At 64.6% G+C, this 17157-nt stretch carries 13 protein-coding genes; 4 read left to right on the forward strand and 9 right to left on the reverse strand.

Annotation, left to right across the window (positions count from 1 at the left end; all coding sequences use genetic code 11):
• Positions 1-5 precede the first annotated feature (5 nt).
• Entirely contained in the window at positions 6-374 is a 369-nt protein-coding gene (gene gcvH, locus KVT37_RS00230; RefSeq protein ID WP_217568505.1) for a glycine cleavage system protein GcvH, read from the forward strand.
• A gap of 16 nt (positions 375-390) precedes the next feature.
• Positions 391-3198, forward strand: coding sequence for an aminomethyl-transferring glycine dehydrogenase (gcvP, locus tag KVT37_RS00235; protein ID WP_217568507.1), 2808 nt, complete (start codon positions 391-393; stop codon positions 3196-3198).
• A 13-nt stretch (positions 3199-3211) separates the two neighbouring features.
• Here the strand turns inward: gcvP and KVT37_RS00240 are convergent, their stop codons facing one another.
• The 9 genes from KVT37_RS00240 to cpaB all read right to left on the reverse strand — a co-directional run bounded on the left by KVT37_RS00240 (position 3212) and on the right by cpaB (position 12699).
• On the reverse strand, positions 3212-4384 hold the full coding sequence (locus KVT37_RS00240; protein WP_217568509.1) for a GGDEF domain-containing protein: 1173 nt from the start codon (positions 4382-4384) through the stop codon (positions 3212-3214).
• Positions 4385-4782: 398 nt separating this feature from the next.
• Positions 4783-5256, reverse strand: a complete 474-nt coding sequence (locus tag KVT37_RS00245) for a hypothetical protein (RefSeq protein WP_217568511.1) — start codon at positions 5254-5256, stop codon at positions 4783-4785.
• Positions 5257-5443: 187 nt separating this feature from the next.
• Positions 5444-6409 (reverse strand): type II secretion system F family protein, encoded by a 966-nt coding sequence (locus KVT37_RS00250; protein WP_217568513.1) that lies wholly within the window; start codon positions 6407-6409, stop codon positions 5444-5446.
• A 1-nt stretch (position 6410) separates the two neighbouring features.
• A complete protein-coding gene (locus KVT37_RS00255) occupies positions 6411-7376 on the reverse strand; it encodes a type II secretion system F family protein (protein WP_217568515.1) in 966 nt (321 codons plus the stop codon).
• A 4-nt stretch (positions 7377-7380) separates the two neighbouring features.
• Positions 7381-8802 (reverse strand): CpaF family protein, encoded by a 1422-nt coding sequence (locus KVT37_RS00260; protein ID WP_217568517.1) that lies wholly within the window; start codon positions 8800-8802, stop codon positions 7381-7383.
• Positions 8799-10013 (reverse strand): response regulator/pilus assembly protein, encoded by a 1215-nt coding sequence (locus tag KVT37_RS00265; protein ID WP_217568519.1) that lies wholly within the window; start codon positions 10011-10013, stop codon positions 8799-8801. Before KVT37_RS00265 ends, KVT37_RS00260 begins: the two co-directional genes overlap by 4 nt.
• Positions 10014-10026: 13 nt before the next feature.
• Positions 10027-10305 (reverse strand): hypothetical protein, encoded by a 279-nt coding sequence (locus KVT37_RS00270; RefSeq protein WP_254633731.1) that lies wholly within the window; start codon positions 10303-10305, stop codon positions 10027-10029.
• Between the two features lie 4 nt (positions 10306-10309).
• A complete protein-coding gene (locus KVT37_RS00275) occupies positions 10310-11677 on the reverse strand; it encodes a type II and III secretion system protein family protein (protein ID WP_254633732.1) in 1368 nt (455 codons plus the stop codon).
• A gap of 101 nt (positions 11678-11778) precedes the next feature.
• A complete protein-coding gene (cpaB, locus tag KVT37_RS00280; RefSeq protein ID WP_217568523.1) occupies positions 11779-12699 on the reverse strand; it encodes a Flp pilus assembly protein CpaB in 921 nt (306 codons plus the stop codon).
• 254 nt (positions 12700-12953) lie between these two features.
• Here cpaB and parE point away from each other — a divergent pair, with 254 nt between their 5' ends.
• Together parE and KVT37_RS00290 are read left to right on the forward strand one after the other, a co-directional pair.
• The gene (gene parE, locus KVT37_RS00285; protein WP_217568524.1) at positions 12954-15008 is read left to right on the forward strand and encodes a DNA topoisomerase IV subunit B; all 2055 of its coding nucleotides are present in this window, start codon (positions 12954-12956) and stop codon (positions 15006-15008) included.
• A 41-nt stretch (positions 15009-15049) separates the two neighbouring features.
• On the forward strand, positions 15050-17131 hold the full coding sequence (locus KVT37_RS00290) for an FUSC family protein (protein WP_217568526.1): 2082 nt from the start codon (positions 15050-15052) through the stop codon (positions 17129-17131).
• Positions 17132-17157: the final 26 nt, after the last annotated feature.

Genomic DNA, 17157 nt, shown 5'->3' on the forward strand with positions numbered 1-17157 from the left:
TCCAGATGGCAAAGACCTATTTCACCGAAGATCATGAATGGCTGCGCGTCGAAGGCGGCGTCGCCACTGTCGGCATCACCGACTATGCGCAGGAGCAGCTCGGTGATCTCGTTTTCGTCGAGCTGCCGGAAATCGGCCGCAAGCTCGCCAAGGGTGACACCGCGGTCGTCGTCGAATCCGTCAAGGCGGCATCGGACGTCTACGCGCCGGTCGACGGCGAGATCACCGAAGCCAACGGCTCGCTGTCGGCCGACCCCTCGCTGGTCAATTCGGCGGCGACCGGCGACGGGTGGCTCTGGAAGATGAAGCTCGCCAACGAAAGCCAGCTCGACAGCCTCCTGGATGAGGCCGCCTACAAAGCCCATATCGGCTGATATCAGGATTTTGGAAATGACCGCAGCACTTACTCCCTTTTCGGCCCGCCACATCGGTCCCGGCGTCAGCGACGTCAGGGCAATGCTCGCCACCATCGGCGTGCCATCCGTCGAGACGCTGATCAGCCAGGCCGTGCCGAGATCGATCCGCCTCGACCAGCCGCTCAACCTGCCCGCCCCGGCGAGCGAAGCCGAGGCGCTGGCCGAATTGTCGGCGATCATGGCGAAGAACACGGTGCTGAAGAGCTTCATCGGCGCCGGCTATCATGGCGTCTTCGTGCCGCCGGTCATCCAACGCAACCTGTTCGAGAATCCGGCCTGGTATACCGCCTATACGCCCTACCAGGCCGAAATCAGCCAGGGCCGGCTGGAAATGCTGTTCAACTTCCAGACTTTGGTTGCCGAGCTCACCGGCCTGCCGGTGGCTTCGGCCTCGCTGCTCGATGAAGCCACCGCCGTTGCCGAAGCCGTCGGCATTGCGCTCCGCCACCACCGCGACAAGCGCACCAAGGTGGCGCTTGCCGGCACGCCGCATCCGCAGACGCTGGATGTCGTGCGCACCCGCGCCGAGCCGCTCGGCACCGAGGTGGACGGTGAGACGATCGACGACAACACCGCAGCCCTGCTCGTCTCCTGGCCGGACACTTTTGGCGTTTATGGCGACCACAAGGCGGCGATCGAGAAGGCCCGCGCCGCCGGCGCGCTTGTCATCTTCATCGCGGACCCCCTGGCGCTCACGCTGACCGATGCGCCGGCAGCGCTCGGCGCCGACATCGCCGTCGGCCCGATGCAGCGCTTCGGCGTGCCGATGGGTTTCGGCGGCCCGCACGCCGCCTATTGCGCCGTTTCCGACAAGCTGACCCGTCTGATGCCCGGCCGCCTTGTCGGTCAGTCGACCGACACCAAGGGTCGCCCCGGCTACCGGCTGGCGCTGCAGACGCGCGAGCAGCACATCCGCCGTGACAAGGCCACCTCCAACATCTGCACGGCGCAGGCGCTGCTGGCCAACATGGCGACGGCCTATGCGATCTGGCACGGCCCCGCCGGCCTGCAGGCGATCGCCGGGCAAATCCATGGGTTGGCCGACCGCCTTGCTTCCGGCCTCAAGGCCGCGGGCATTACCGTGCTCGGCGCGAGCCGCTTCGATACGGTCACAGTCGAGGCGAAGGGCAAGGCCGCTTCGCTCGCGCAGGCCGCCGAGAAGACCGGCCGGCTGCTGCGCGTCATCGATGCCGACCATGTCGGTATCGCCTTCGACGAGACCTCCACCGAGGCCGATCTCGAGGCCATCGCCGGCCTCTTCGGCGCCAAGCCCGGCATTGAGGGGCTCTCGATGCCCGGCAAGCCGCGCGGCAAGGCATTCCTGACGCAGCCGGTCTTCCACGAGAACCGTTCCGAGACCGAGATGATGCGCTTCCTGCGCCGTCTCGCCGACAAGGACCTGGCGCTCGACCGCACCATGATCCCGCTCGGATCCTGCACCATGAAGCTCAATGCCGCCGCCGAGATGATGCCGGTGAGCTGGCCTAGCGTCGCCAATCTGCACCCCTTCGCGCCGGCCGGCCATTCACAAGGCTATCGTAAGATGGCCGGCGACCTGGAGGCCTGGCTGTCGGAGATCACCGGCTTCGACGCCGTCAGCCTGCAGCCCAATGCCGGCAGCCAGGGCGAATATGCCGGCCTGCTTGCCATCCGCGCCTATCACCGTGCGCGCGGCGAAGGCCACCGCACCGTTTGCCTGATCCCGTCCTCCGCGCATGGCACCAATCCGGCGAGTGCCGCGATGGCGGGCATGAGCGTCGTCGTGGTGAAATGCCTGGACGACGGCAACATCGATATGGACGATCTGCGCGCCAAGGCCAACGAGCATTCGAAAAACCTTGCCGCGCTGATGTTCACCTATCCTTCGACGCATGGCGTCTATGAGGAAGGCGCGCGCCATCTCTGCGCGCTGATCCACGAGCATGGCGGCCAGGTCTATTTCGACGGCGCCAACCTCAACGCCCTGGTCGGCCTCGCCCGCCCCGGCGATATCGGCGCCGACGTCTGCCACATGAATCTGCACAAGACCTTCTGCATCCCGCATGGCGGCGGCGGCCCGGGCGTCGGTCCGATCGGCGTCAGGGCGCATCTGAAGCCCTATCTGCCGGGTCATGTCACCGAAGGCTCGGCGCATGCCGTGGCGGCGGCACCCTTCGGCAGCGCCTCCATCCTGCCGATCACCTGGATGTATATCCGCATGATGGGCGGCTCCGGCCTGAAGCAGGCGACCGAGACGGCGATCGTTTCGGCCAATTACGTGGCGACGCGGCTCGCGCCGTATTTCCCGCTCCTCTACAAGGGTCGGAGCGACCGCATCGCGCATGAATGCATCCTCGACACCCGCGTGCTCAAGGAAAGCGCCGGCATCAGCGTCGACGACATCGCCAAGCGCCTGATCGACTACGGTTTTCACGCGCCGACCATGTCGTTCCCGGTTGCCGGCACGCTGATGGTTGAGCCGACCGAGTCCGAGCCCAAGCGCGAGCTCGACCGCTTCTGCGAGGCGATGATCGCCATCGCCGGCGAAGCGGCGAAAGTGGCAAAAGGCGAATGGCCGTCCAACGACAACCCGCTGGTCAACGCCCCGCACACCGCGGCTGAAGCGCTGGCGGGCGCGTGGACCCATCCCTATTCGCGGCTGGAGGCGGCCTATCCGGCGGGTGACGCCGATCTGGCGGCGAAATACTGGCCGCCGGTGTCGCGCATCGACAATGTCGCCGGCGACCGCAACCTGGTCTGTTCGTGCCCGCCGCTGTCTGAATATCTCGGCGCCGCCGAATAGCCGCGCGGGCCTTTCAGGCAGTCTTCAGGACCGGCCCGGAATCGGGCTGGTCCGCTTCGTCCCGGGCAATGACGCGGTTGCGCCCGGCACGCTTGGCCGCATAAAGCGCCGCGTCGGCTTGCGCCAGCACCTCGTCCAGCGGGCGGCCCGCGGCCGAGCCGAAACCCATGCCGCCGCTGACGCTGCTGCGCAGCGGGCCGCGCTGGGTGGGAACGATCTCGGTGCCGAAAGCGACGCCGAGCCGGCTTGCCAGGTCATGCGCCTTCTCGGGCGTGATACGCGTCATGACGAGCGCGAATTCCTCGCCGCCCAACCGGAAGGCGTCGACCCCCGTCCTGCCGTATTTCTTGATCACCGCGGCGAAGCGGCAAAGGACCTGGTCGCCGACGGGATGGCCGAAGACGTCGTTGGTCATTTTGAAATGGTCGAGATCGAACATGGCGATCGCCATGAACGGGCCGAAGCTGCGATCGCCGTAGAGCTCGTTGAGCGCCCTGCGGTTCATCAGGCCGGTCAGCGGATCGGTCATCGTCTCCGCCTTGAGCTCGATCTGCGCCTGCAGATGGTGCAGCGAAAGCGTCAGCGCGCCGAGGCCCGTCATGCAGGCGACCGCGACGACGGAGTTCAACCGTTCCGCCCAATTGTCGGGCGCGGCGCCAAGCACCCATTGCCCCTTGACGAGCAGCGCCATGCAGCACAGCGCGAAGGACAGGCCGCAGGCGCCGCTCAGGAACGAAACGACGAGCAGGATGCGGCGGTCGTGATCGCCTTTCATCCAGAACATCGCTCCGATCGCCGCGAGCAGCGCCGTCACGGAAGCGTAGGTGATCTGGAAGCCGATGCCGTCGAAGCCGAGATAAGTGACCATCGCGCAGGCGGCCATCGCGGCCAGCGTCGGCACGACGGCGCGGCGGTAGTCGCGAAAACCGAGATACTGCATGGCCGACAGGCAGATCACCAGGAAACCCAGGGTCAGCAGTGCCAGCACTGCCTGGCACAGCCAGGGGTCGGCATCCTTGGTATAGCGCCAGAACGCGACGACATGAGCGACGAGCACGAGGATGCCGCAGGCGACGGTGAGCACGAAGCGCGCGCGCGGAGCAGTGAACCAGATCGCTAGCATAGTGATGCTGAGGCATGTGCCCGACAGCGCCGCCGCGAGCAGGAGCGAACTAAAATCCAACATTGTTGAGCCGCAGCCTTTTGGGAGTCGTCAGTTACGCTGCATTCTAGGTTAACGGCGGCCCGCTGATACCGTTTTCAGCTAATCTTTCGACCCAACCTTCCGACAAGGTTTACAAAGCATCCACTACTGCATCTGGCAGACAGGAAGACTAGAAATTTTTGGTTTATATTGAGACAGTTCTTCTCCCACAAGCTCGAGCGATCCGCGCGAAAACGGCATTCTTCCGATGTTGTACACTTGGTAACCGGCTGACAAGCGGGCGTCGGCCCGCCGGAAACTCCGCCCTGTCGCTTTCGCCAATCGACAAACGGAGTGGAACCTGTCCCGTTTCGCAGAAACGGCGTTCGACCGTGGCGGGTGAATTCTACCAGAGCGATTCAATCCAAGCCCGATAAGCCCTAGCTCTTGTTCAGGAGCGCCAGATTGGCGTTGACCACCGTCGGATCGGCCATGCCGGCCCTGGCCTCGAGCAGCAGGGCGCGCGCCTTTTTCTTGTTGCCGCGCAGGAGCTGCGAGTAACCCATATTGTTGACGATCTGCGGCTTGCGTCCGGCGACCTTCAACAGCTGCGCATAGGCGCGATCGGCGAAGTCGAAACGGCCGAGTTCGTCATAGGATGCGGCAAGCCCCATCCAGGCTTCGGCATTGTCGGATTTGAGTTCGACCGCCTTGCGGAAATGCTGTTCGGCAAGGCCGAAATTAGCTTCGCGGAACTGTGCCTTGCCTTCGACGAGATCGTTGGCGCTAACGTCCTTGGCCACCGGCTGGATCGCCGTGGTCTTGGTCGTGTCGACGTTGTTGTTCGTCGTGCAGCCGGTAATCATCAAGACGGCCGCCAATGCCGCCGCTGCCCTGGGAAGTCTCTGACGCATGCCCCTGCCCCATCGCCCGATTTGCCGGGTCGTTCTTCAGGGAAAGACCATACAGAAGAGCGATTAACCTTCGGTGCCGAAATGCAGCTAAAATTTGGTTCCGCGCCAAGGATGCGTTAACCAGCCCCCAGCGACCGTTAAGGTGGGTTCAGCTTCAGGTCAGGCGGAGCTTGAATATCGCCACACCTCAGTGGTGCGCCGTCAGCTTCACGATGATCGGAATGATCGCGATCATCAGCACCACCGGCAGGATGCAGACCGTCACCGGTACCGACATCTTGGCCGGCAAGGCGTGCGCCTTCTCCTCGGCCAGCGACATGCGCTTGTGCCGCATTTCGTCAGAGAAGACGCGCAGCGAGCCGGACAGGCTGGTGCCGAGTTCCTTGGATTGCTGCAGCAATGTCGCGAAGGACCGCACCTCATCGAGGCTGAGGCGGTCGGCGAGCGCTTTCAGCGCATCGTCGAGGCTGCGGCCGGCCCGCAATTCCAGCGACACCAGGATAAGGTTCTGGCTGAGCGAGGGATAGGTGCGGGAAAGCTCCTTGGAGACGCGCTCGATGCCGGCCTCCATACTCATGCCGGCATCGGAGCAGACGATCATCAGGTCCATGAAGTCGGGAAAGCCGTTGCGGTATTCCCGCATCTTTTCCCGCACCTTCTGCGTCAGCACCAGGCCCGGCAGGAAATAGCCGCCGGCGCCCGACAGGATGATGAAGGTCCAGCGGCTGGTCATGGTCGACTCGGCGCTTGCCGCCCAATGGTTGATCAGGAACGCGCCAAGCGCTCCGCCGACCAGGGCGGCGAAACGGATCAGGAAGAACGTGCCGACGGCGCGCGGCTCCATATAGCCGGCCTGGATGAGCTTCAGGCGCAGCCGCGCGACGTTTTCCGGGTCGCTCTTGGCGTAGAATTCCTGCGCCCGCTTCACCGCCTTTTCGCGCACGGCATTGGCGTTCTTCTTGGGCGCGGCCTCGACCTGCTCGGCCGGCTGCATCACCTCGACCTTCAGCCGGCGCTTGACCTCGCCGCGATCGCCCTTGGCGAGCACCAGCGGCCAGGCGACGGCGCCGCCGCCCAGCACCAAAAGCAGCACGGCAACCGGCACCAGCGAGGTCGGCGCGAGCGAAGCGAGGAAGCGGATGATGTCTTCCATCTCAGAACCTGAAATTCGACATCTTGAACATGATGGCGTTGCCGAGCAGCAGCCAGATGATGGAGCCGCCCAGCATGTACCAGGTCTTCGGCACGTCCCAGACATCCTGGTAGAACTGCGGCATCAGCACCATGATGGCGGTGAACAGAAGCACCGGCACCGCGGTCAGGATGTAGGCCGACATGCGCCCTTCCGTCGAAATGGCGCGCACCTTGCGGCGCAGCTTGCCGCGGTCGCGGATCGTCGCTGACAGGCCGTCGAGGATCTCGCGCAGATTGCCGCCCGAACTGCTCTGGATCGACACCGCGGTAACGAACAGCGGCAGATCCTCATGCCCCACCCGGTCGAACAGATTGTTCAGTGCCGAGACCAGGTCGGAGCCATAGGTCACCTCGTCGGCGATGACGCCGAACTCGGTGCCGATCGGGTCGGCCATTTCGCGCGACACCATGGCGATGGCCACCGGCACCGGATGGCCGGCCTTCAGGCCGCGCGTGATCAGTTCCAGCGCCTCGGGCAGCTGCATCCCGAACCGTTTGTGACGGCGCTTGCGCCAGAAGCGCATGACCATCACGGGCAGCACCGGCAACAACACGACGAACAGGCCAAGGCCGAACAACGGCGGCAAGCCCTTCCAGATTGCCAGCAGCGCCAATGCCGCGGCCACACCCGAAGTGATCATCAGGAACTTCGGCAGCGGCGTTGTCATGCCGGACTGCGTGCGCAAGGCGCGGAAGCGGTCGAGGGAAAAGAACGAGCTGCTGCCGTCGATGCCGCGCTCCTTGCGCAGCTGGATCAGCACCTGCTCCTGGCTGATCTTGTTCTCGGCGAGCTTCATGCGGCGGTTGATCGCGGTACGTTTGTCGCTGCGCCCGGCATAGAGCAGGTAGCAGCCTTCGGCGATCATGATGCCGGTGAGCGCCGCCGCCGCGTAGACGACATAGACCGGGCTGAATCCCTCGAACACCGGCCTAGTCCTGCGGCCGGCCGGGTTCGAAATACCTGCCCGGAAATTCGATGCCCATATTGCGCAGGTCCTCGAGGAAGCGCGGACGGATGCCGGTCGCCTCGAAGTGACCGAGGATCCTGCCGTCCGCCTCCATGCCGGTGCGCACGAAGCGGAATATCTCCTGCATCTGGATGACGTCGCCTTCCATGCCGGTCACCTCGGCGACGCTGGTCACCTTGCGCTTGCCGTCGGAAAGGCGCGTCAGCTGGACGATGATGTCGATGGCACTTGAGATCTGGCTGCGGATCGACTGCACCGTCATCGGCATGCCGGTCATGCCGAGCATCTGTTCCAGGCGCGAGATGGCGTCGCGCGGCGTGTTGGCGTGGATGGTGGCCATCGAGCCTTCATGGCCGGTGTTCATCGCCTGCAGCATGTCGAAGGCTTCCTCGCCGCGGCACTCGCCGAGGATGACGCGGTCCGGACGCATGCGCAGCGCATTCTTGACCAGGTCGCGCTGCTTCAATTCGCCGTGGCCTTCGATGTTGGCCGGACGCGTTTCCATGCGCGCGACATGCGGCTGCTGCAATTGCAGCTCGGCCGCGTCCTCGATGGTGATCAAACGCTCATCCTCGGGGATGAACGCCGACAGCGCGTTGAGCATCGTCGTCTTGCCGGTGCCGGTGCCGCCGGAGATGATCGTGGTCTTGCGGGCATGCACCGCCGCCGCCAGCACCTCGGCCATGTTCTGGGTGATGGCGCCGAATTCGACAAGCTTGTGCAGGCCGAGCTTGTTCTTCGAGAACTTTCGGATCGACACCAGCGGCCCATCGACGCCGACCGGGCGGATCGCCGCGTTGAAGCGCGAGCCGTCGAGCATGCGGGCGTCGACCATCGGCTGCGATTCATCGACGCGCCGGCCGACAGCCGCGACGATTTTATTAATGATCCGAAGCAGATGCGCCTCATCCTTGAACGGGATGTGGACCTGCTGCAGCTTGCCGCGTTTTTCGACGAAGCAGTTCTGGTGGCCGTTGATCAGAATGTCGTTGATTTCAGGGTCCTTGAGCAGCGGCTCGAGCGGTCCGAGGCCGACCATCTCGTCGACGATGTCGTCGACAAGCGCGTCGAGCTCGGCGTTGTTGATCGCCATCCGCTCCTCGCGCGTCTTTTCCGACACGAATTCATAAACCTGGCGCCTCATCTCGTCCTTGGGCAGCCGCTCGAGCGCCACGAGGTTGATCTCTTCGAGCAGCATGCGATGGATACGCACGCGCGCATCGAGCACCTTGTTGGCGCTTTTTACAGGCTGGGCTTCAGGCTTCGGCGGCGCCGGCTTGCGGGTCGTCGGGATGACCACCGCATTGTGGACGACGGGTGTGGGTTCCGGCGCCCGCAGCGGACGCGCGTCGCGGCTCTGCAGGTTGGAAAAGCGGCTGTTCATCCTGCCTTCCTCTTCAGCAAGCCCTTGCCCAGGCCGAACAGCGACTTCGACTTGACCGCCGTCTGGACGGCCTCTTCCGGCAGGATGATCTTCTTCAGGTCGTTGACGACATTGGCGTTGGGGTCGATGGCGTGCAGCGGCACGCCGCGGTCGACGGCCTCGCGCACCAGCCGGTAGTTGTTGGAGATGCCGCCGACGAAATGCTCGCCCAATATGTCCTGGACATCGGCCTGCTTGATGCCGCTGTCGAACATCTTCTGCTCGAAGCGGTTGACGATGACGTTGGGCTTCACTTCCTTGCCGGCGGTCTCATAGACGGCCTGGATGAGACGCTGCGTGTGGCGCAGGCAAGGCACCGTCATCTCGGCGACGATATAGAGCTTGTTGGAACCGAGCAGCACCGTCTCGGTCCAGGGGAACCAGGTGCGCGGCATGTCGATGACGACATTGTCGAAATAGGCCGCCACGAGGTCGAGCATGCGCACCACCACATCGGTCTTGAACGAGCGCATGTCCGAAGGGCGCGTCGGCGCGGCAAGCACGCACAGCCCGCTCGCATGCTTGGACAGCATCACGTCGAGCAGTTGCCGGTCGAGGCGCTCCGGCTGGTTCTCGATTTCGGTGATGTCGAAGCGCGGTTCGAGATCGAGATATTCGGCGCAGGCGCCCTGCTGGAAATTGAGGTCGACCACGCACGTCGAGGCGCCGCGCGTCACCGAGTGATGCAGTTGGAAGGCTGTCTGCAGGGCAAGCGTCGTGGTGCCGACGCCGCCAGCCGCCGGCATGAACGTATAGATATGCGATTCTGTGTTCTCCTCCCGTCCCGGCCCTTGCAGCGCGCGGATCACGGAACGCACGAGGTCGGCCGTGGTGATCGGCTTGACCAGGAAATCGGCGACCTTGAGCTGCACCAGGATGCGTACCGCCGCCGCGTTGAATTCCTGGGTCACGACGACCACCGGAACGCTGCCTTCCAGCCGCCGCATGACGCGCTGCAGCGACTCGATCTCTTCGAGCTTCGCCGCATCCATGTCGACGATGACGGTGCCGAAATCCGCCTCGAGGACCTCGCCGCGCAGTTCGTTGACGCTCTTTTCCAGCGTCAGGAGCTCGATGATCTCGGAAGCCGCGAAAGCCGTCCGCGTGTCCTGCAGGAACGCCCTGTCCGTCGAAACAAGCAGGATCTTCTTGGTCTTGGTGCCAGATGCCATCGTCGTCAGCCGATCAGTTCGATGTCGTTGATGCGGATGTCGGCGGCGGCGCCGACCCGGAGCCGGCCTTGGCACCAACGGCGGCGCTCTCCTGACCCGGGCGCTGGGCCGGCACCAGCAGCCTGGTGTTCTGGACGCCGTATTTCCAGGGATCGACCATCTGCATGGCGGTGTTGGACGCCTGCGCGTTGCCAGCCGCCAGCGTCACCCCTTCGGTCCGTGTATAGTCGTCGCTGGTGCAGCCGCTGACGAAGCCGGCCACGAGCAGAGCGATGCAAAGCGGTGCACGCATGGCTTTAGTCCTTTGGCAGGTCGAGGAAATGGCCGGATATGGTGGCGGCCACGGGGCGGGCGGTGCTGCCGTCGGCCAGTGCCACCGGACGCTTCGGCGCCGAGGCGTCGACTTCCTCACTGTTGTTGAGGAAATAGTCGGCGGAACTTGGCGGCTGCGTGCCATCGGTCGGTTCGACCATCTTCTTCGACGGATCGACCGGCTTGACCAGGTAAGGGGTGACGATGATCACCAGGTCGGTCTCGCGCCGCTGATAGGATTTCGAGGAAAACAGCGGACCGAGCACCGGCAGCTTGCCTATCCCCGGCACCCGCGACGTCGTGATGTCGTTCTGCGACTGCAGCAGGCCGGCGATCATGAAGCTCTGGCCGTTCTTCAGGTCGACCGATGTCCTGGCGCGGCGCACGATGAAGGCCGGGATGGAAATGCCGCTGCTGACCTGGATCGAGGCGGACGGGTCGATCGACGAGACTTCCGGCGCGATGTCGAGGCTGACCAGCCCGTCCTTCAGCACCGTCGGCGTGAAATCGAGGCCGACGCCGTACTTCTTGTAGGTGACGCTGATCTTGCCGTTGTCTTCGGAAACCGGGATCGGGAACTCGCCGCCGGCGAGGAAGCTCGCCGTTTGGCCCGAGCGCGCAATCAGGTTCGGCTCGGCAAGCCGCCGTGCCAGACCGCGTTCTTCCAGCGCCTTGATGGCGATGTCGATCGAAACGCCGTTCGACAGCAGGCTGCCGATGATCTCACCGGTTCCGGCCCCCGTCAGGCTCCCCCCGTCCGGGTTCAGCACAACTTTGCGGTTGCCGATGCCATAGGCGAAATTGGCAGCGTATTTGGCGCCGAGATCCTGACCGGCCTGGCGGTTGATTTCGACGAAGCGGACGTTGAGCTGCACCTGCTGCGACGACGAGATGTTGACCGAGTTGATCACTTCCTCGTTGCCGGAAAAGCGCGATGCGATCTTGCTGGCCTTGTCGGCGGCGACCGCATCGTCTGCCTCGCCCGACAGCACGACGCGGCCGTTTGCCGAACCGACCTTGATCTTGGCGTCGGGCACGCTGGCGCGGATGGTGCTTGCCAGTTGGTCGGTGTCCAGCGTCACCTCGATGTCGATGGTGCCGACAAGCTGCTTGTTCTGGTCGAACAGGGCGATACCCGTGGTGCCCAGATTGTTGCCGAGCACGTAGAAGGACTTGTCGGTCAGCGGGTTGACGTTGGCGATCTCCGGATCGCCGATGACGATCTGGTAGAAGGCGGCGCTCGTCATGATCGTCTTCGGCTTGCCCTTGGCGACCTTAATCGAGGCGTTCTTGTTCGCCGAGACGTAGACGACGTCGTTGTCCGCCTTCGCCGACGCGGTAACGCCGAGCATTGCAACCGCCAGCGCGATCACGCCAAGAAGGCGCCATCCTCCGGTCGTCCGAAATGTATGAAGCCCGAACATCTTGCCCTGTCCCCGCCGGTCCCCACCGGCTATTGCTGCAGTTCCTGCGGCGGTTCCCGTGAAGGAACCTTGTATTCCTCGACCTTTTCACCGCGCGTCACGATCACCGTCTTGAATTTCGGCCCCTCCGGCTCCTTCGTCACCGCATTGACGAGCGAGGCGGCGCTCGCCTCAGCGCTTGCGGCAACCGAACCGCCGAAGGACGAAATGGTGGTCAGCCCGCTCTTGCTGGCGCTGGCATCGGCTGCGGAGCGCAGCGACAGCGACAGGGTGCCGACGGTGCGGGCAAGCGCCACTTTCTGCGCGCCTTCGTTGGTCACCTCGAGGGTCACGGAATTGGCGACCTGCGGCTCGGTCTTGCGCTCGTCCGCGCCCTGCCCGACCGAAAGCACCTTGGCGTCGGAGACGACGATCTCGGACGTGACCGTCGAGCCGGCCGCGCCCTGCGCATTCTTCGAGACTTCCTGGATCTCTCCCGCGTCACGCGTCAGCACGACGTCGACCCGGTCTCCCGGCGTGACGAAGCCGCCGACGCCGGCGATCTCATCGGTGCGGATGGTGACGGCCCGCATTCCAGGCGACAGCATGTTGGAAAGGGTGGCGCGACCGTTCGGTCCCGACAATTTGGTCAGCAGCACCGGTTCGTTGACCTCGATCGGCGACAGCACGACCCGGCTGCCGTCGGCCAGCAGCTTGTCGATCGTCGGGAAGGCGCCTTGCGGCAGCGAATCCTGCGGCCACGGGATCTCGGCCAGTTGCGCTCGTCCGAGCTCCATGCCGTAGCGCAGCGGCGCTTGAGCCACGACGATGGTCTTGAACTCGACCTTAGGCTGCTGCGGCGCTTCGACCGTGACGACCTTGACCTCGGGCTGAGCCTTTGCCTGGCTCTTGACCCAGAAGTCCGCCGCAAAGATCGAGATCGCGCCGAAGACGGCTGCGATACCGATCATGGTTATGGCTCTGCCCCGCACGATGAAATCCCTGACGCCCGTGGTCTTTTGTTGGTTGGGCCTCACGCTAGGCATTAATGTTAAAGAATAAGGAACGCCGCGCCGCGCGGACCGCCCTATTTCGGCCGGCTTGGTTATCGAATGGTTTTAGAATAAGAGACAGTTTGATCCCTGAACGGAACAGGAACTCGTTCGCCCGCCAAAAGCGTGGCAGTATCGAGACGTGATTCGCATTACCGGACGCTAGGCCCAGCATGGACGACAGCAACGACCTCTTCGGCAAGATGGAAAAGCCTGCACAGCCGGTGCGCGCGCCCTCGCGCCCCGCCGATCCGCTCGTGCAGGCAGCGAAGCGTTCGACCGCCGTCCGCGACGGCAGCGAAGGCTACAGCGCCGCCGACATCGAGGTGCTGGAGGGGCTAGAGCCGGTGCGCCGGCGTCCAGGCATGTATATCGGCGGCACCGACGACAAGGCGATGCATCACCTGTTCGCCGAGGTCATCGACAATTCGATGGACGAGGCGGTGGCCGGCCATGCCACCTTCATCGACGTCGAACTCTCCGCCGACGGCTTCCTGACCGTCACCGACAATGGCCGCGGCATTCCGGTCGATCCGCATCCGAAATTCAAGAAGCCGGCGCTCGAAGTCATCATGACGACGCTGCATTCGGGCGGCAAGTTCGACTCCAAGGTCTATGAGACCTCCGGCGGCCTGCACGGCGTCGGCGTCTCCGTCGTGAACGCGCTGTCCGACCACCTCGAGGTCGAGGTCGCGCGCGGCCGCCAGCTCTACCGCCAGCGTTTTTCCCGCGGCGTTCCGGTGAGCGGTCTCGAGCATCTCGGCGAAGTCCACAACCGCCGCGGCACCAGGACGCGCTTCCACCCCGACGAGCAGATCTTCGGCAAGGGTGCGGCCTTCGAGCCGGCGCGCCTTTACCGCATGACGCGTTCGAAGGCCTATCTGTTCGGCGGCGTCGAGATCCGCTGGACCTGCGATCCGTCGCTGATCAAGGAAAAGGACCAGACGCCGGCCAAGGCCGAGTTCCATTTTCCTGGCGGCCTCAAGGACTATCTCAAGGCGACGCTGGGCGACGAGTTCCAGGTCACGCGCGAGGTTTTCGCCGGAAAGAGCGACAAGCAGGGCGGCCACGGTTCCCTGGAATGGGCCGTGACCTGGTTCGGCGGCGACGGGTTCCTCAATTCTTACTGCAACACCATCCCGACCCCCGAAGGCGGCACGCATGAGGCCGGCTTCCGCAACGTGCTGGCGCGCGGGCTGCGCGCCTACGCCGACCTGATCGGCAACAAGCGCGCCTCGATCATCACCACCGAGGACGTGATGATCTCGGCCGCCGGCATGCTGTCGGTGTTCATCCGCGAACCGGAGTTCGTCGGCCAGACCAAGGACAGGCTGGCGACCATCGAGGCGATGCGCATCGTCGAAAACGCCATCCGCGATCCATTCGATCACTGGCTGGCCGACAATCCGCAGGAAGCCTCGAAGCTCTTGGAGTGGGTGATCGCGCGCGCCGACGAGCGCGTGCGCCGCCGCCAGGAAAAGGAAGTCTCGCGCAAGAGCGCGGTGCGCAAGCTGCGCCTTCCGGGCAAGCTGGCGGATTGCACGCAGAACGCCGCCGCGGGCGCCGAGATCTTCATCGTCGAGGGCGACTCGGCCGGCGGCTCGGCCAAGCAGGCGCGCGACCGCGCCAGCCAGGCGGTGCTGCCGCTGCGCGGCAAGATCCTCAACGTCGCCAGCGCCGGCAACGACAAACTTGCCGCCAACCAGCAAATCTCCGACCTGATCCAGGCGCTCGGCTGCGGCACGCGCTCGAAATACCGCGACGAAGACCTGCGCTACGATCGTGTGATCATCATGACCGACGCCGACGTCGACGGCGCGCATATCGCTTCGCTGTTGATCACCTTCTTCTACCAGGAGATGCCCAACCTGATCCGCGGCGGCCATCTCTACATGGCCGTGCCGCCGCTCTATTCGATCCGGCAGGGCGGCAAGGTCGGCTACGCCCGCGACGACGCTCACAAGGACGAGTTGCTGCGCACCGAATTCACCGGGCGCGGCAAGGTCGAGATCGGCCGCTTCAAGGGCCTGGGCGAGATGATGGCCTCGCAGCTCAAGGAGACGACGATGGATCCGAAGAAGCGCACGCTTCTCAGGGTCGACGTGATCGATGCCGAGCAGTCCACCAAGGATGCCGTCGACGCGCTGATGGGCACCAAGCCCGAGGCCCGCTTCCGCTTCATCCAGGAGCGCGCCGAATTCGCCGAGACGGACGTGCTGGATATCTGAACGCGGACTGGTCCATAACAGGCTCCGGTACGGAGACGATTGTGACCTGGACGCGTCTGAAAGAGCTTGTCGAGACCCCGCTCAGCGGTCTGACGCGGCCGACCCGTTCCGACTGGATCTTTGCGCTCCGCACGGTTTCGGCCGGGCTGATCGCGCTGCTCGTCGCCTACGCGCTGAAACTCGACCATCCGCAATGGGCGATGATGACGGTGTTCATCGTCGCGCAGCCGGTGGCCGGCATGGTGCTGGCAAAGGGTTTTTACCGGCTGATCGGCACGTTGGCGGGTGGCCTTGCCGCGGTCGGCATCACATTGGTTTTCTGCACCAATCCCTGGCTCTTGGTCACAATCCTGGCCTTGTGGATCGGCGTCTGCACGCTCGTCTCATCACTGCTGCGCAACCCGGAAGCCTACGGCGCCGCCCTTGCCGGCTATACGGCGATGATCATCGCCCTGCCGGCGCTCGGACAGCCGCATATCGTCGTCGACTTGGCGATCGCGCGTTGCGCCGAGATTGTGCTTGGCATCGTCTGCGCCGGCGTCACCAGCCGGCTGATCCTGCCGAAGCTCGCGGCCGACGCCATCATTTCGAGGCTGAAGCGCAGCATCCTCGACCTCGCCGAATATGCGTCGGGCGCCTTTTCCGGCGGCGATCCGGCAAATCTTGCCGCGCTGCAGCGCAAGCTGATCAGCGACGCCCAGACGCTCGCCGAGATGCGCACTTATGCGCGGCTTGAAGCGCCGAGCTTCGCCACCCGCGCCCATCCGGTGCGGCGCACGATCGGTCAGCTTCTGTGGGCGCTCTCGGCGGCACGCGCGCTGCACAGCCATCGCGCGCCGAAGAATGCGGCGCTGATCCCGATGCGCCGGGATCTGAAAAATTTCGTCGGCGAACTGGCGGCGACACCTGGCGCGCTCGACGACACGGGCCCCTGGGTCGCCCGGCTCGACGCGATCGCGGGCAAGGCCAGGGAGATGCCCGAGTTGCCCGACGCTACTGGCCCCAACGCTACCGGTGAAGACAAGGTCGGCACCATCACCCGACTGACCATTGCCGGCGATTTCGCAGAGGCGCTGAAGCAAGTCATGCGTGGGCTGGACGCGCTGCGCTCGCCCGTTTCCCGCAAATCGAGCGAGCGCGGCCAGCCGGCGCTGGTCGTCCACCGCGATTACCAGGCCGCGTGGCGCAATGCCGTGCGCGCCGCGCTGGCCACCTTGCTGGTGGCGATCTTCTGGTTGACGACCAAATGGTCGGAAGCGGCCGGCACCGTCATCCTCGTCGCCGTCGTCTCCAGTCTGTTCGCGGCGCGCCCCGACCCCGTGCAGTCCGCCTGGGGTTTCTTCACCGGCACGCTGATCGCGCTGCCCTTCGCGTTCCTCGTCGGCCAGGTCGCGCTGCCGGCGCTGCCCGGCTTCGGCTGGTTCACGCTCTTCGTCGTGCCGATCCTGGTGCCGGCGGCGCTCGGCATGGCCAATCCGCGCCATGTCGGCGTCGCCACCGCTTTCGCCATCAACTTCCTCGCCTTCCTCAGCCCGCATCAGCAGATGATCTACGATCCCGGACCGTTCTTCGCCGGATCGGCCTCGATCCTGGTCGGCATCCTGATCGCCATCGGCGTCTTCATCGTCGTGCTGCCCGCCGATCCCTGGGTCACTGTCGAGCGCATCTCGCAGGCGATGCGCGAGGACCTGGCGCGGCTTTGCCTGCATGAGCGCATTCCCCGGCGCTCGGCCTTCGAAAGCCTCGCTTATGACCGGATCAACCAGCTTATGCCGCAGGTGCAGCAGACGGGCCGCAAGGGCGACCCCATCCTTGGCGGCAGCATCGCAGCGGTCACCGTTGGATTGGAGGTGCTCAGGCTACGCCACGCGCAGCTGAACTCCGCCGTGCCGCATGAAACGGTCGAGTCCATCGGCAATTTCCTGCGCGGCCTGGCCCGCGAATTGCTGTTTAGGCGACCTGGCGAGCCGCAGACCGCGACCATCTCGGTGGCGCGTCAATATGCGGCCAGCATCGCCAAACGCAGCGACCGGCTCGAAATGCTGCAGATCGCCGCCTCGCTGCGCATCATCGCCGCGGCGATGGAAGATTATCCGGATTTCTTTGCAAAGGGTCGCACTTAGAAACAGCTCAAGGCATGTCGAGGTTC

This window comes from Mesorhizobium sp. GbtcB19 (assembly GCF_019091085.1).
Taxonomy (GTDB): Bacteria; Pseudomonadota; Alphaproteobacteria; order Rhizobiales; family Rhizobiaceae; genus Mesorhizobium.

Bases quoted from the DNA above. Each gene is read 5' to 3' on its own strand.
- KVT37_RS00240 (WP_217568509.1), bottom strand. From the start codon at position 4,384: ATGTTGGATTTTAGTTCGCTCCTGCTCGCGGCGGCGCTGTCGGGCACA.
- parE (WP_217568524.1), top strand. From the start codon at position 12,954: ATGGACGACAGCAACGACCTCTTCGGCAAGATGGAAAAGCCTGCACAG.
- KVT37_RS00270 (WP_254633731.1), bottom strand. From the start codon at position 10,305: ATGCGTGCACCGCTTTGCATCGCTCTGCTCGTGGCCGGCTTCGTCAGC.
- KVT37_RS00250 (WP_217568513.1), bottom strand. From the start codon at position 6,409: ATGGAAGACATCATCCGCTTCCTCGCTTCGCTCGCGCCGACCTCGCTG.
- gcvH (WP_217568505.1), top strand. From the start codon at position 6: ATGGCAAAGACCTATTTCACCGAAGATCATGAATGGCTGCGCGTCGAA.
- KVT37_RS00265 (WP_217568519.1), bottom strand. From the start codon at position 10,013: ATGGCATCTGGCACCAAGACCAAGAAGATCCTGCTTGTTTCGACGGAC.
- KVT37_RS00275 (WP_254633732.1), bottom strand. From the start codon at position 11,677: ATGCTCGGCGTTACCGCGTCGGCGAAGGCGGACAACGACGTCGTCTAC.
- KVT37_RS00260 (WP_217568517.1), bottom strand. From the start codon at position 8,802: ATGAACAGCCGCTTTTCCAACCTGCAGAGCCGCGACGCGCGTCCGCTG.
- gcvP (WP_217568507.1), top strand. From the start codon at position 391: ATGACCGCAGCACTTACTCCCTTTTCGGCCCGCCACATCGGTCCCGGC.
- KVT37_RS00245 (WP_217568511.1), bottom strand. From the start codon at position 5,256: ATGCGTCAGAGACTTCCCAGGGCAGCGGCGGCATTGGCGGCCGTCTTG.
- cpaB (WP_217568523.1), bottom strand. From the start codon at position 12,699: ATGATCGGTATCGCAGCCGTCTTCGGCGCGATCTCGATCTTTGCGGCG.